15 protein-coding genes are annotated in these 13,972 nt (G+C 60.7%); 8 read left to right on the top strand and 7 right to left on the bottom strand.

What is annotated here, in order from left to right; all coding sequences use genetic code 11:
• Complete coding sequence (gene wecB, locus AC0J5Z_RS19315) at nt 1-1,182, bottom strand: non-hydrolyzing UDP-N-acetylglucosamine 2-epimerase (protein ID WP_475035610.1); 1,182 nt, start codon at nt 1,180-1,182, stop codon at nt 1-3.
• 67 nt (nt 1,183-1,249) lie between these two features.
• On the bottom strand, nt 1,250-1,924 hold the full coding sequence (locus AC0J5Z_RS19320) for a hypothetical protein (RefSeq protein WP_475035612.1): 675 nt from the start codon (nt 1,922-1,924) through the stop codon (nt 1,250-1,252).
• A gap of 218 nt (nt 1,925-2,142) precedes the next feature.
• Between AC0J5Z_RS19320 and AC0J5Z_RS19325 the strand changes: the two genes are divergently transcribed.
• The 5 genes from AC0J5Z_RS19325 to galU are packed head-to-tail and all read left to right on the top strand — an operon-like array spanning nt 2,143 to nt 6,240.
• The gene (locus tag AC0J5Z_RS19325; RefSeq protein WP_475035614.1) at nt 2,143-2,982 is read left to right on the top strand and encodes an alpha/beta hydrolase; all 840 of its coding nucleotides are present in this window, start codon (nt 2,143-2,145) and stop codon (nt 2,980-2,982) included.
• A 1-nt stretch (nt 2,983) separates the two neighbouring features.
• Nucleotides 2,984-3,505, top strand: a complete 522-nt coding sequence (locus AC0J5Z_RS19330; protein WP_475035617.1) for a hypothetical protein — start codon at nt 2,984-2,986, stop codon at nt 3,503-3,505.
• The gene (locus AC0J5Z_RS19335; RefSeq protein WP_475035619.1) at nt 3,502-4,491 is read left to right on the top strand and encodes an MsnO8 family LLM class oxidoreductase; all 990 of its coding nucleotides are present in this window, start codon (nt 3,502-3,504) and stop codon (nt 4,489-4,491) included. The genes AC0J5Z_RS19330 and AC0J5Z_RS19335 overlap by 4 nt, the downstream gene beginning before the upstream one ends.
• Nucleotides 4,463-5,326: a hypothetical protein gene (locus AC0J5Z_RS19340; RefSeq protein ID WP_475035621.1), complete on the top strand. Its 864-nt coding sequence runs from the start codon at nt 4,463-4,465 to the stop codon at nt 5,324-5,326. Before AC0J5Z_RS19335 ends, AC0J5Z_RS19340 begins: the two co-directional genes overlap by 29 nt.
• Before the next feature lie 32 nt (nt 5,327-5,358).
• Nucleotides 5,359-6,240 (top strand): UTP--glucose-1-phosphate uridylyltransferase GalU, encoded by an 882-nt coding sequence (galU, locus tag AC0J5Z_RS19345; RefSeq protein WP_475035624.1) that lies wholly within the window; start codon nt 5,359-5,361, stop codon nt 6,238-6,240.
• A gap of 832 nt (nt 6,241-7,072) precedes the next feature.
• Here the strand turns inward: galU and AC0J5Z_RS19350 are convergent.
• Nucleotides 7,073-8,344 carry a Vps62-related protein gene (locus AC0J5Z_RS19350; RefSeq protein ID WP_475035626.1) on the bottom strand — a complete coding sequence of 424 codons (1,272 nt, stop codon included), beginning with the start codon at nt 8,342-8,344 and terminating at the stop codon, nt 7,073-7,075.
• 357 nt (nt 8,345-8,701) lie between these two features.
• Here AC0J5Z_RS19350 and AC0J5Z_RS19355 point away from each other — a divergent pair, with 357 nt between their 5' ends.
• Nucleotides 8,702-9,049, top strand: coding sequence for a hypothetical protein (locus tag AC0J5Z_RS19355; RefSeq protein ID WP_475035628.1), 348 nt, complete (start codon nt 8,702-8,704; stop codon nt 9,047-9,049).
• A 266-nt stretch (nt 9,050-9,315) separates the two neighbouring features.
• Here the strand turns inward: AC0J5Z_RS19355 and AC0J5Z_RS19360 are convergent, their stop codons facing one another.
• Entirely contained in the window at nt 9,316-10,521 is a 1,206-nt protein-coding gene (locus AC0J5Z_RS19360; RefSeq protein WP_475035630.1) for an MFS transporter, read from the bottom strand.
• Between the two features lie 202 nt (nt 10,522-10,723).
• On the bottom strand, nt 10,724-11,320 hold the full coding sequence (locus tag AC0J5Z_RS19365) for a TetR/AcrR family transcriptional regulator (RefSeq protein ID WP_475035632.1): 597 nt from the start codon (nt 11,318-11,320) through the stop codon (nt 10,724-10,726).
• Nucleotides 11,321-11,730: 410 nt separating this feature from the next.
• On the opposite strand from AC0J5Z_RS19365, the gene AC0J5Z_RS19370 reads away from it, so the two are divergent.
• Both AC0J5Z_RS19370 and AC0J5Z_RS19375 read left to right on the top strand, forming a co-directional pair.
• Nucleotides 11,731-11,916: a hypothetical protein gene (locus AC0J5Z_RS19370; protein ID WP_475035634.1), complete on the top strand. Its 186-nt coding sequence runs from the start codon at nt 11,731-11,733 to the stop codon at nt 11,914-11,916.
• A gap of 4 nt (nt 11,917-11,920) precedes the next feature.
• Entirely contained in the window at nt 11,921-12,844 is a 924-nt protein-coding gene (locus AC0J5Z_RS19375; protein WP_475035637.1) for a ketopantoate reductase family protein, read from the top strand.
• Nucleotides 12,845-12,934: 90 nt separating this feature from the next.
• Here AC0J5Z_RS19375 and AC0J5Z_RS19380 read toward each other — a convergent pair whose 3' ends face one another.
• Both AC0J5Z_RS19380 and AC0J5Z_RS19385 read right to left on the bottom strand, forming a co-directional pair.
• On the bottom strand, nt 12,935-13,186 hold the full coding sequence (locus tag AC0J5Z_RS19380) for a helix-turn-helix domain-containing protein (RefSeq protein WP_475035639.1): 252 nt from the start codon (nt 13,184-13,186) through the stop codon (nt 12,935-12,937).
• Nucleotides 13,187-13,288: 102 nt separating this feature from the next.
• Nucleotides 13,289-13,513 carry a hypothetical protein gene (locus AC0J5Z_RS19385; protein WP_475035641.1) on the bottom strand — a complete coding sequence of 75 codons (225 nt, stop codon included), beginning with the start codon at nt 13,511-13,513 and terminating at the stop codon, nt 13,289-13,291.
• Between the last annotated feature and the right edge of the window lie 459 nt (nt 13,514-13,972).

Raw genomic sequence — 13,972 nt, forward strand, 5'->3', positions numbered from 1 at the left:
TCATGCCGCTGTTCGTGTCGGTGTCGGTACAAAGTCCGCGCCTGGAACGAACGGCATGGCGGCCGGGCCCAGCCGGAAGTAATGGGCGACGGCAGCAACGGTCCGCTCGGTGGCTTTGCCGTCACCGTAGGGGTTGATGGCGGTTGCCATCTCCATATAGGCGTTCGGGTCATCGAGGAGACGTTCGACTTCGTGGACGATCTGGCCCCGGTTTCGGCTGACCAGGCGCGAACTTCCGGTCAGGATCGATTCGCTGCGCTCGGTGATTTCGCGCAACACGAGGGTCGGCTTGCCCAGGGCAGGGCCTTCTTCTTCGGCCCCTGAGCTGTCCGAAAGGATCAGGTCACTGCGCTGCAGGAGTCTGCAGAAGCTCAGGTACGGGAGCGGGTCAACCATATCCACGTTGGGGATGCCGGTCAGGACGGGGACCATGACTTCGCGTACTTTCGGGTTCAGGTGCAGTGGAACAACGATTCGGACGTCTTCCCGGCGTCGGGCAATGTCCGCCAGTGCCGCGGCGATCTCCCGCATGGGCCGGCCGTGGCTTTCACGCCGGTGCGTCGTGGAGAGGATCACCTTCCGGGGGTCGTCATCGAGATCTGACAACGACGGTTCCCCGTAGCCGCGAAGGTTGTTCATTCCCCACTGCAGGGCATCAACGATCGTGTTCCCGGTGATCACGATCGAGTGTTCCCGGACGCCCTCACGGATCAGGTTCGCGCTGTTTCCAGGCGTTGGTGCCAAGTGCAGGGCAGCGATCTGTGCCACGAGCTTCCGGTTAACTTCCTCAGGGAACGGTGAGTAATTGTTCCCGCTCCGCAACCCGGCTTCGACGTGGATGATGGGCACGGAACGGTGCAGTGCAGCCAAGGCACCGGCAAGGGTGGTGGCGGTGTCGCCGTGGACCATGACGGCGTCAAGGCCCTCCATGTGGTCCCCTGAGCAGAGTCCTTCCAGGATCCGATGGGTCACCTGGGAGAGGGTCTGCTGTTCTTTCATGATGCGCAGTTCAACATCAGGAGTGATGCCGAACTCCTCCAACGTGCTGTCCAGCATTTCGCGGTGTTGGCCGGTGGAAATCAGGACCGGGCGGAAACGGGGGTCCTGGGCCAAGGCGTGGATGATGGGGGCGAACTTCACAGCTTCGGGTCGTGTACCGAAGATAATTCCAATAGTTTTCATGGCTGCTCTCCTGAAAATGGGCGTAACGGATCTGCCGGTTGTCGCCGGCGGGTGTGAAACGGAGTGATTAGCTGAGGTGGTATTCCAGAGCGAGCCAGATACAGTCTGTGTCGGCCCGGTACTGGTGCCACGGGTAGATGAAAGTACCCTCTCGTTCCAGACAGAACGGCACGGGGTTGGTATTGCCCGGGCTTAGGAGCTGGTCCTCGTAGAGGGACGAGTGCTCCTCGGTGGTGAACTTCTGCATGCGGCCGAGCCCGGAAATCTGGGTGTGGACCTCGATGAAGTCATGCCGGTTGTGTATCCCGCAGTCTGTTCCTGCGGGGCTGAACCACAAGTTTGCCTTCAGGGTGAAGGTCTTATCTCCTGATTCCAGCCCGGGTTGGCGAAGCACGACGGCTGGATCCAGGTGGACCGTGCCAATAGTTTGCTGTGCCGAGCGCAGGAGGACAGGCTGTCCTGGTCCGGCACCATAAAAGTCGGCCCATCCGAGGTCCCTGGCGCTTTGTTCTGCGTTCGGGACCGCCCCCATGGAGAGCACCGCAAGCAGCGCTCCCGTAATGGTTCCACCATAAAGGACAGTTGAGCTGAAGGCTGGCAATGCCGATGACTGTCCGTGACCGACCAACGCGTCGCTACCTGCCAGATTCACTACGACGACTGGTCCTGCCACCTCGTACTGCTGCACGTCCCGCAGCACGACGGCATGAGCCAGTTCGCTGCTGAAGGACAGTTCTTCCATTAGGACAGTTCCCACATTTACCCCCAAGGTTCATCATTCAATCTCCGCGCACTTACGGATCGGCACAAAGAAGTGGAACGGTGCGAAACCTTCGCGAGGCTACGACACTGTCCCACTGGAGCAAGTATTGGTGGTGCCATGCACAGTTATCCACCCCCTGTCAGTGATAGGCAGAGCAGGGACAGGCGCGGATCGGTCCTGGCGTGAAGGATGAACCTATGACTTCAGATACTTCTGCTCGCCCCGGGGCCGCGTACCTCCGGGACAAACGGCCCGATGTCCCTTGGACGGACACGTTCGTGCAGGGGGCGGACGGGGCAGACGTCCGGTTGCGCGTATATGAACCGGCGGCCCGCCCCACCGTAACGTTGGTGTGGGCTCACGGCGGCAGTTGGACCCGCGGTTCTATCGAAGGCTGGCACGAAGCCTGCGCTGCTCTGGCCTCCCTTGGCACTGCCCGGATCGTCAGCGTTGGCTACCGGCTCGCTCCCCGATGGTTGCACCCAACCGCCGTCATGGACATCGCAGCAGCAACCCTCTGGGCGCAGCACACGTACCGTCATCCCGTCTTGGTCGGTGGTGACAGCGCCGGTGGAACTCTCGCTGCTGGTGTCGCCCTCTGGTTCCGGGACAACGGTCTGCCCTTGGACGGGCAAGTCCTCGCCTACCCACCGCTGGATCCCGAGTGCACCGCAGACTCCTACCGTGAATCCAGGTCCTTTCCTCCCCGGTCACTGCTGCTTGATGCGTGGGGTGAGTACGCCGGATCCGGCGCTGACCTCCGGGAACGGTTGTACCTTTCACCGTTGCACGCCGCCAAATTCACCGGGCTCTGTCCGGTTTCCCTTATCGTCGGCGCGACTGACCCGGTTCGTGACGACGTCGAGCAATTCGCGCACCGGCTGACATCATCCTCGGTCCCCGTTGACCTGACGATAAGCCCGGCTGTCGCCCACGGACACTTTCTGGACAGCTCACCGGTGAACCCTGTGCACCGGTGGATTCAAACCCGGTTGAGCCTTGCGAACAACGAAACCACTACAAATGATGGAGCATGAGATGAGTACGACAACCAGCCCGGACGCCGCGTACACGAAGGCGTTGCTGCGGCACTTTGCTGACCTCCGCGATGGAACCCACGGAGAGGCCGTAAGCCGGGAGGACAAAGAGGCGCTTTTCCGAACTGCAGTTGACCTGTTGGACCCATACGCGCGCCAAGCCCTCAACGAAGTCAACGAGGCGCTCATGCTGGGGCAGGGAACCGTGGAGTCCTCAGGGGTCGGCAGGTCACCGGATACGGGCCTGATCTGTTCCTGGACGCTCGGGTGGGCTGAACAGCGCGCTGCCGGCATCCCTCCGATAACCGTTCATGCCTATTACGGCCGTGGATTCCACCACCCGCATCTGCGGGGAGGGACGGTCAAGGAATGGCCTCTGAATGTTTTTACCCACGAACAGGCGGCGCAGGAGTTGCCGATCCTTCGGGCCATTGCCTCGGCGGAGATCCACAACCTCGTCTTCCTCGCTGACTACACCATCGTCCCGTCGTCCAAGCCCGGCACCACGACCTCGACACGATGAGAATCTCAGTCCTGGACCAGTCCCCCATCGCCACCGGCAAAACCAAAGCCGACGCACTGCGCGAAACCATCGCTTTGGCCCGCGCTGCCGAGGACGACGGCTACCATCGTTTCTGGCTCGCCGAACATCACGATTCCCCTGGCTTTGCCGGCACCACTCCGTCGCTGATGGCAATGGCCGTTTTGGAGGCAACCACGGAGATCGCTGTCGGTTCCGGCGGAGTCCTGCTGGGACTGCATGAACCCTGGCAGGTCGCCGAAGCCTTCGACATCCTGGCAGCCCTCCATCCCGGCCGGGTTAACCTCGGCGTCGGTAGGGCAGGCAGCGGCGGGAGCGACACCTTCAACGAAAAGATCATGGAATTGCATGCCCGCCTCGGCCTTACACCCGGGAGTAAGGGCCGGGACGATTTGGACATCTGGCTGCTGGGGGCCGGCACTGGCTCGGCGCCTCTGGCCGCCGCCGCCGGCGCCGGCTACGCCCACGCCCACTTCCTCAACACCGCTAGCGGCAGCACCGCACTTGCCCACTACCGGGAAAACTTTCAGCCCGGGCCGGTGCGACGCGAACCTGAAGCCCTTCTCGCGATTCGCGTCATCGCAGCCGACACTGACGCTGAAGCGCAAGAAATCGCCAACCCGGTGCGGCTCTGGAGAGCCCGAAAAGACCTCGGCCTGGATGAGCCTTTCCCGGTCAGCACCAGCCCCGCTACCTGGTCCTCCCAAGAGCTCCGCCGCAGCGAGAACAACGAAACCCGGTTGATCGTCGGGGCTGCGGAAGACGTAGCCCACCAGCTCGCGACCCTGGCAGAAGAACTGGGCGTCGAAGAACTGATGATCAGTACCCCCGTGCCCAGGCTGGAGGACCGTATCAACTCCAACCGGCTCATCGCCCGTGCCTTGGCCCGGCTGTCCCCGGCAACGAGCAGCAAACCTGTCGCTCAGGAAGGGGCAGTCAGTGCATCCCCTCGTTTCAGCCATTCATGACATTGCCAAGCACGACCCTGGCAAGGCTGCCATCCGCTGGAAGTGCAACGACTTCCCGTACGCTGCCCTCGACCGGCTGATTCACACCCGGGCCCTGGCAATGCAACTGAAAGGCATCCGGGCAGGCGAACTGGTCGCCTTCGATGCGGCCCCGGGCCCTGAAACCGTGGCAGCTACGTCCGCGCTATGGGCACTGGGAGCCTCGGCCTTTCCCTTCCAGTCAACTGCTGACGGACCGCTGCCTGCGCACGCCATCCTCGAAGGGGTTACCGGATTCATGCACCCCAAGGGAGACTACATCAAGGCTGCCACTACGTCCGGAGCGCCCTCAGGGCACCCTTCACCGGTGGCATCTCTGTGGATGCATCATAGGTCCAGTCAGCCTGTCGCTCCCATGAACGAGCAGCAATTTATCGACATCCTTGAGGGCGCGGAGAAGCGATTCACCCTCTCCACTCGGACCTCTCTGGGGCTCACCAGTATCGTGCACCCGGAGTCGCTTCTCGATTTGTGGGCGGTACTAGCGGCCGGAGGGACTGTGGACCTGCTCAACGATTACGACAACCTGACTGATCGTTGCTTGCTCCAACACCTTCGCGAAACCGAAGCGGACCTCCTGGTCGTCCCTTCGGCCCTGCCGCGACGACTCGGTCACTCCCCCGAACGCCGTGTTCGCCCAGTTCAGGGACGTCATTATGACCGAACCGCTGAGCGTAAGTTCCCGCACCGTACTCGCAGACGCGTTCCCGTGCGCCATCTTCCACCAATGGGACACCGCCGCCGGTGTCTGGTCCATGAACGACAACTGCCCTGCAGACTTTGTCGCCGGGAATGACCACGACCATCATCACGATCCGAAGGACCCTCATGCGTAAAGCAGTCATACCCGCCGCCGGACTTGGAACACGATTCCTGCCGGCTACCAAAGCGATGCCCAAAGAAATGCTCCCCGTGGTCGACAAGCCCGCCATACAGTACGTGGTTGAAGAAGCCGTACGCGCGGGACTGACCGATGTCGTCATGATCACCGGTCGGAACAAACGGGCTCTTGAAGACCACTTCGACCGGGAGCCCTTCCTCGAGCAAACCCTTGCAGCCAAAGGAGACCATGCGAAGCTGGCCGCCGTCCAAGAGTCTTCATCGTTGGCAGACCTGCACTATCTGCGCCAAGGCGACCCGAAAGGACTAGGACATGCCGTCCTGCGGGCCCGGGCACACGTCGGCGACGAACCCTTCGCGGTCCTGCTGGGCGATGACCTCATCGACGAACACGACGGCGTCCTTGAAGAAATGGCCCGCATCCAGGAACTGACCGGCGGCTCCGTCGTCGCGCTCATGGAAGTCGAACCCGAACAGATCAGCTCCTACGGCTGTGCCGATGTCGCCTCCACCGAGGTCGGCGGTTTCCTGAGAATCCGTGGCCTCATCGAAAAGCCCGACCCCTCCCTCGCCCCGTCGAACCTTGCCGTCATCGGTCGCTACGTCCTCCACCCGCGGGTTTTCGACGTTCTCGAGCAGACCCCTCCAGGGCGAGGCGGGGAAATACAACTGACGGACGCTCTGCAGACCCTCGCGGTCTCCGACGGTGAAGGCTCCGGTGTGCACGGCGTCATCTTCCGTGGACGCCGCTATGACACCGGCGACAAGCTGAGCTATCTCAAAGCTGTGATGACAGTGGCACTGGAACGCGAAGATACCGGACCCGGGTTGCGGGAATGGCTCGAAGAGGTGATGACCCCAATGGTCTAACTGCGGCTGGCGGGGTGCGACTGCGGCTGGTCGTGCAGCGCCACTTCGCTGTTTCGCAGCATTAAGCCACGGACAAGCAGCTGAATACCTCATGCGAGATGGTAATCCCGCCGTGCTGTCCCGCGCCTGCCGGGCAGCACGGCCAACACAGCGTGCAAGGAAATGGCAGAAACAACGGAGTGCTCCATCCGCTAGGGCGGAGCCGCGTGATCCAAGTCTTCAGGGAAGGAACCGGTGAGGCACCTGTCGCCCGGTAGAGAGTCGTGGGCGGCGCTGCGGTTTCTTCCGGAGCTGGTCCTTGCTGACTTTGGGACCACTCTGGACCTGTCGCATCAGCACGAATGCCACACCCTGATGGGCCGGTCCCTTAGCCACTGGCCCCGTCCTCTATTGGGCTAACGGACCGCTTGTTTCCACGAAGTATCGTTGCAGCAAGGTATCCCGTGGACCAGCACTGGACCACGCCAAGGACCATCTTGTGGACCCAAAGGACCACGCTGTGACCACGAAAAGACCACGCGGTGGACCAGCTGATGGACCACCTGATGGACCACCTGCAAATCACGGGTTGGGGCAAGCTCCCTCGCTCCCCACGCCCTTCTGGATCCTCCCGCCGGCAGCCCTAGCCGTTGGCGTGATCTGATCTTGGACGCTCACCGCCGACACAAATGCCCACGTTCGGGTCATCGCGCGGTTGATAGGTATGGACTCCTGGCAATTGGTGCCGGTCGCGTGCGCAGAGGCGCTCCTCCCTGAAGGAGCCCCGCTGTGATCCGTGGCCGCAGGGCAGAGGCCGGCGGCTTGCACCACCGGCCTCCAGTTTCGTTCCGATCTACTTCTTGCTGTAGGTCATATCGGTATCGTTCACGGCATAGGTCACCATGTCGGCGTAATCGTCCCAGTTATCGCTGTTCACACCTTCGCGGTAGGCAAAGAAGTCGATCTGCTTTTGCCAGATCAGCACATGGTCTGCGGCGGGGACTTTGATGATCGTCTTTTCGGACCTCTCGCTCGAGGATCCATCGGTGACTGTCCCGCTCAGCTGCATCTCGTTGGTATAACTGACCGAGGCCTTTGCGCTCAATGGGCCGGCCTCGATGCCGATCTCCGCGCCGACCGTCAGAGATGTGGTGTTCTGGAAACCACTGGAGGTTTCCTGATTCGTGCCAATGACCACCGTTTCTTCTCTGTCGCCACCCTCCGGAGCCGAGAAACGCTTCGTGCAAACCCATCGGGGCTGAGCGGCAAGGTAGTACAGCGAGCTCGGGTTGCTTGCCGAATCCTGCACCATTGTCGCGGGCAACACAGCCACCTTATCCAACCCGTAAGCGGTGGTTGATCCTTCACCGTAGTTGGCGTTGTAGTCCGCGTCAGGAGCCCTACTGCTGTCGACGACGAGCCACAACTTCTCCAGCGCAAGAGAGTAGGACGTGTTTTTGAGATCACCGTGCTTGTTGCTCAGCATGGTCGTTGGCGTGAGCAGGAGTTGCTGCTTGAGTACCTTCACTCCAAGGGTGGACGGCGCACTGAGACTTCCGTTGTGGCTGGTCCAGTGCGAGTCTTCATCGCTCCAGAAGTCCTGGGTCGGGACGCGGTGAAGGTACGGCTTCTCCTTGACGCACCAGTACTTGGTGGGATCCGGTTCCCTGTCTTTGTCGAAGCTGACGCAGATACCTAGTGCTTTGTACCCTTCAGGGGCAATGGGCCAGTAATAGCCGATGTGTTTGTGGTTGCCTGAATGGATGTCATCGAGGATCCAGGTGAAACCATCGGGATGCACCAGCGCATCCTCATATCCCTTCATGGGTGCCAGGAGCAGGAGAGCAGGGAGGGGCTCGTTGTTGACTGAGGCGTAGTCACCCAGCGGCAGGAACGGTCCTGTAGAGCCGTTGTACTCGCCGAAGAACGAAATAGGGTGACCCCTTTCAGCCGTCCAACCATTGACGAAGTTTTCGGGGCCAGTTGTCTTCACCAGAAAGGGCTTGAAAGGCGCGCCCTCCTCGGAGTACTTCCACTTCGCAATGGCATCAGCAACAGCTTGAGCGGGATCGGAGGGCTGGGCATCGGATTCGAAGGCCCTATTTTCGGTAGTGCTCGTGGTCATTTCTTCCCCAAAGATTTGAATGCTTGACGTCAGGACTGTTGACCGGACGAAACCCTGACCAAGAAGACGTAGCGCCGCATGTCAGGTTGATTCCCGGACTTCGCCCGCAAGAGGGAGCCAGGGACTGATGAGGCATGGTGGGAGCCGCGGCGACACACCATGCAAGAGAGGCGAAGCGACAGCAGCAGACCGCTAATACTGCGAAGGCCGGGGACAACTAAGGGGTCCTGCGGTCGGAAATAGTTTCGGCGTCGAAGTGCCGACCCTCATCGATCAACGAAGCCCCCAGCCAGGATCGATTTTCAATTGACAGCGTAGCCCGGCGTTACTCCAATAGATAGAGGAACGGTGTGGGATGTGTGCCAGCTCTACGCGGACAAATTTGGCCTCAGCACCATCGCGGTGCGTATCGGCAGTTACGAACATCGTCCGGGTTCTGCGCGCGAGCAGCGGACCTGGCTCAGCCCGTCAGATGCGGTTCGGGCGTTCCTGGCCGCCATGACGACGACTGAACACGTAGCCGTCTTTTACGCCGTCTCGGCGAACACCGCCCGCTGGTGGGACCTGGGCGCGGGAGAAGCAGTCGGGTTCATTCCTGAGGACGACGATGCGCAGTGGGGAGCGGAAGAGGACTTCGATCCAGCCTCGCCGCAAGGCGGGGTCTATGCGAGCCAGGAGTACTCGACCGAGAGGGTGCGCCTCTAGCGGAAGGCCCCTCGTGGCACAGCCCTGATTATCCGCGTCGGGCTGAGCTCAGTGCGCCGAACTAAGTATGCCCTGTTTTCTTGGCTGTTTCGCAAGGTAGTTCTCCCACGTCAATGTGATTGGTGCAGGCACATGGCTGCATACGCTGGCTCGTAATCCCCACCGTGAAGGATCGAAGAATTTCAATTCAGGTCTGCCAGCGTGCCCCCTCCTACAGGGAGACGGGCACGCTGGCTAGGTCTCAGAGAGAGAACAGACGGGGCTAGCTAGTGTTCGACGGCAGTTAGCTCAGGAGTTCCGGATGCGGTCTCGGTCTCGGTCCCGGTCTTTTGACGGCCGCGGGATTTACTGATGATCGCCGGGACCATCGCTACGAGCGCAAGACCGGCCAGTACCGCGCCAACCCAGAGCGGAGCCCTGAGCCCGGAAGCGCTGATCCCCAGGCCACCAATCCAGGAACCGACAACAACGCCGAAGGTGATGAAGGAAGAGTGAGCGGTGTTGACTAGGGAGCCCGTGTTGCCTGCCTGCTGGACACGGGTGATCATGGCTGGGTTCAAGGTGATGCCCACCAGACCGATACCAATCATCCCGATGATCGCCGCCAGAGGGACCTGGGCGAAGAGCGCGAATCCGATCAAGAACACGATGTTGAGCAGTAGACCGATCACAATTACTGAGATCGTGTGTGACTGCGCGAGCCGCCCAACAATGATGTTGCCGACCACCGTGGCTGCGCCATATCCGAGTAGCAGGAGCGGGACGATTGATTCGGAGAAGCCGGTGATCTCGGTAAGAATCGGCGCGAAGTACGAGAACGCGGCGAAGGTTGCCCCGATGATGAGCGTCGAGGTTGCCATGATGAACCACAAACGAGGACTACGGAAAACTTGGACTTCTGCGCGCAGGCCACCTGTGTTCTCTGGTGCCATGTAAGGTAGCGCAATCATTGTGGCGACAGCTATGATCACGGTCAGGACGGCGATCGCAAGGAAAGCCGATCGCCAACCCAGCTGGCCACCGATAAGTGTTGACAGCGGCAGGCCAAGTGCGGTGCCGAGCATAAGTCCCTGCAGCGCGAGGCTTGTGGCCCGTCCGCGCACCTCGGGGGCGGTGATCTGGGCGACGGCAGAGAGCGCGACGCCAAAGAAGGCCCCCGAAGCTGCTCCGGTAACGAGACGCCCGGCCAGCATCATGCCGTAGGACGTCGACAACGCGGCCAGAGCATTTCCGATCAAGAAGACGATAAAAAGCGTCAGCAAGGCCTTTTTGGTACTCATACGCATCACGGCAAGGGTCAGGGGCGGGCCGCCGAGTGCCATCGCCAAGGCGAACACGGTGACAAGGTACCCGATCTCCGGGATACTCACGCCAAGGTCTCTCGACATCTGCGGCATCAATCCACTGACAAGCAGCTCGCTGCAAACCATCACGAAGATGCCGAGCGACATAAGGTATACGGGTTTTGGCATTTAATGTTCCTCCTGGGTGCGACTGTGGTCGTCAGTTTTGAACTGATCGATTCATAACGCGGATATTGAATAGTTCGTTTCAGCATGCGGATGGTGCTACGTGGAACTGGAAAGCCCGGTAGGGCTTCCCAGTTCCACGTAACGGGGTTGAAGCGGCAGATGAGCTTGCCAGCTTCGGGAAGGAGAGGCCGTAAAGTGCGAACTAGGCTGCGAGGGCCTGAAGTGCGGTGCCGGCCAGTGCGTCCAGAATCTTCTTATCGGCCCCTGATTGCGCCGAGACGCGCATTCCCGAAATGACAGTTGTTATATACCAAGCGGTTTCGCGGGGATCCCGGTCTTTGTTGATCGACCCATCGCTTTGTCCGATCTGCACCGCAGCACCCAGTGCTGCGATGCGCTTCTGCAGGTCGGTGTCGATGAGCTGGGCAACCTCGGAATTTCGAGCCGCAATGGACGTGATGGTGTTGACGGTGAAGCAGCCGAAGCCATTGCCGGCGGCTCGGTTGGCAATTTCATCGTCCACAATCGCCTTCAAGAGTATCCGGAGGCGGTCCAGGCCGCTCTTCCCTGGAATCTCCAAAAACTCATCTTGCCTGGCGGTTGTTGTGGTGGTGTAGTGCACCAATGAGAGCCGGAACAGCTGCTCCTTGGACCGAAAGGTGTTGTAGAGACTACTTCGGTTGAGTCCTGTGGCTACACAGAGATCCTCCGTCGAAGTGCCGTCGAACCCTTTGGCCCAAAACACCTGGCAGGCAGACTCGACCGCTTGACGTTCATCGAACTGGCGAGGTCTTCCCATCGCCCCACACTAACATTTTGGATGAACCTGTCCAATACGGTTGGTGAGGATTAATCTATGCGTTACGGCCGCCGTCGACGCCAAGTCTTGCCCCTGTGGTGAACGCTGCTCTGGGTGAGGCGAAGTAGAACACCGCATCGGCGAGCGCTCATGCTGCTATTCGGCATTGTTGCCATAGGGCTGGGGCTGGTTATCCCCATCCGGACCGGATAGACGAGCCGAATTACGTATCATCAGTGCTGCCAACTGATTGTGACCGACGTGCAATCCGCCGGGAGTCACGAAAGCTGTCCAAGAACGGGTCGTCCGGCTTGATAAGCCACGAGGGCCGTGCAAACATCGGCGTGGGCTTCGAAATAGCCGGATTTCTCTCGAGGCCACACCTTTCTCCTTCGAGCGATAGGCGACCCATGCTCCAGTTTCCGAGCAAACATAAACCCCGGTACAACGACTTCTCGATCAAAGCCAACTCAGATGAAACCTTCCGTGAAGGCGGCAAACGCGACCCCTTCGGCGCCGACAACGATGACAAGCTGGAGCTGGTTATGAAGGGGCTGGAGCTACTAAATTCCGCTCCGGCCACCATGAGAGGTTGAGGCCGTGAACATCCTTGTATACGGCGCCGGAGCCATGGGTTTGTACTTCTCCGCACGCTTGGCGCAGGCCGGCCACAGCTTAGTACTCAAAGCCCGGTCATCTACCCGGGACGCCAAACTGCACCTGCTCACATCTGTTCGAACAGAAACCATATCCGGGGTAAGCGTCGTCTCTGAGATAGACCCGTTGGATGTCGACGTTGTCCTGATTGCCACCAAAGCCTGGCAGGTCGAGGACGCCCTCCGCGACCTGCAGGGCAAGATCAATAACGGGACACCGCTGGTCACTCTGCAAAACGGCATAGAGGCCCCCGAAGTAGCCCGGCGCATCTTCCCTGCCTCCCCGGTCATCGCCACAACCTGCGTTGTCATCGTCAAGCGCACCGCCCCGCTGGCTGTTGAGCTCATCGGCGGAGAAGCCACCCTCAGCGCCGGACTCTTCGATGAGGTCGGCGCAGACACCGGCATAGCCGAGAGGGTGGTGGACGCCATCAACGAAAGCTCCGTCACGGCGACCCTTGCCCAGGACGTCCAACGCGCGCTCTGGAAGAAGATCGCCCTGATCGCCTCCTATGGCGGGGTAGGCGCCGTCTCAGGCGTCCCCGTCGGGGTGACCCGCACGAATCCCGAGACCCGATCAATGGTCCGTGATGGCATCGTTGAGGTCGCCTCGGTAGCCCATGCCTACGGCGTCACGTTTACCAGCGAGGACGTGGAGGAAGTCTTCTCCGTCTACACCGACGTCTTCGACCCTTCGACGACGTCATCAATGCAGCGCGACCTGGCTTCAGGATTGCCGTCAGAACTGGCAGACCAAAACGGGGCGATTGTTGCCCGGGCCGCCCACGTCGGGGTTGCAACGCCAACCCATTCGTTCATCCTGAACTCACAGCTGCCACGCGAACGGCAAGCAAGGCTGGGCTCATGAGCGAGGCTCCCACAGTACGGCGCATGGCTGTCCCGCTCCTCATAGCGGTGAGCATCGGGAACTTCCGGGCCGGAGTCTGATGCGGTGACACTATGGGTTCCCTCTCCGAGCGGGCGAGGATAACGCCAATGCAGCCCAGGCAGTCTTGGCAGTCCACGCGCGGCCGCGACGGGTGCCGGCCACGGCCAGGCGCTCTACCGATGAACGGTCGATGAGCAACATGCGGCCAGCGCGGCGACTGGCCGTCAGTTGGCCAGACTTGAGCAGGTCATGAACTGAGGCGCGAGTGATACCGAGTCTGTCCCCGACCTCCGCGACGGTCATCCCGCTCATGTGCTGCATACACTAAACCATTCAGTCGTAGGGCTTAGTGTCAATAGTTCGACGACGGTCAGGACACTAATCGGCCCCTATGCTGTCAGAATCCACTACCGGTAGAAGCGCTCAAGCTTCCGAATTCCGGGCCGCCGTCGTCCGGGCTTGGAGTCTTGGACCGATGAACTGCCCCAACACAAGCCACACGATCGTGACCACCGATGCGACGGTACCGACGGCAGGATCAGCAATCCCGTTGTAAATGCAGACACCGCTCACGACGCAAGCCACAAGGATGACCAAGGTGCCCGGCCACAACGGTCGCCGCCACGCATACATTCTCTGTCCCAGCATTTCGGGTCCCCCAAACAATTGATGCTCCACGGACCTTGGCCCGCGTCTAGTGCCCAGTCTTCAGAGAAGCCGCCGGCGCCGCAAGTCACGGCTGGCAACTATGGATTTGCGGCGTTTTTGGACGAGCCAGTTTCCTGCAACAACGTTCAACGTGGGGTTGGCTGCGACTCGACCTGCTCGCTCGTGGCGTTCTTTCATGGATGCCAGCAACACAGTTGTGGCCTTGCCTTTAGTCGAACCGAACTTGCTATACGTCCGGTGGCACCGTCCCATCCGCGCAACCGACAACTGGCCCGCCACTTTCCGGTCGCGATGCTTCAAGACATCGAGGGTACTGTCGGCAGAGCTATTGTTCCGGGTGGCCACCGAAATCGGTTGAAGCCTGCCGGCGGCCCCATTGGTATCCCTGAGTGTCCCTGCGTTGCCTCGGTCCGTCGCCTGCCTTCTTGAAAGCGTGTT

The sequence above is a fragment of the Paenarthrobacter sp. TRD_SC_7 genome (assembly GCF_056156245.1).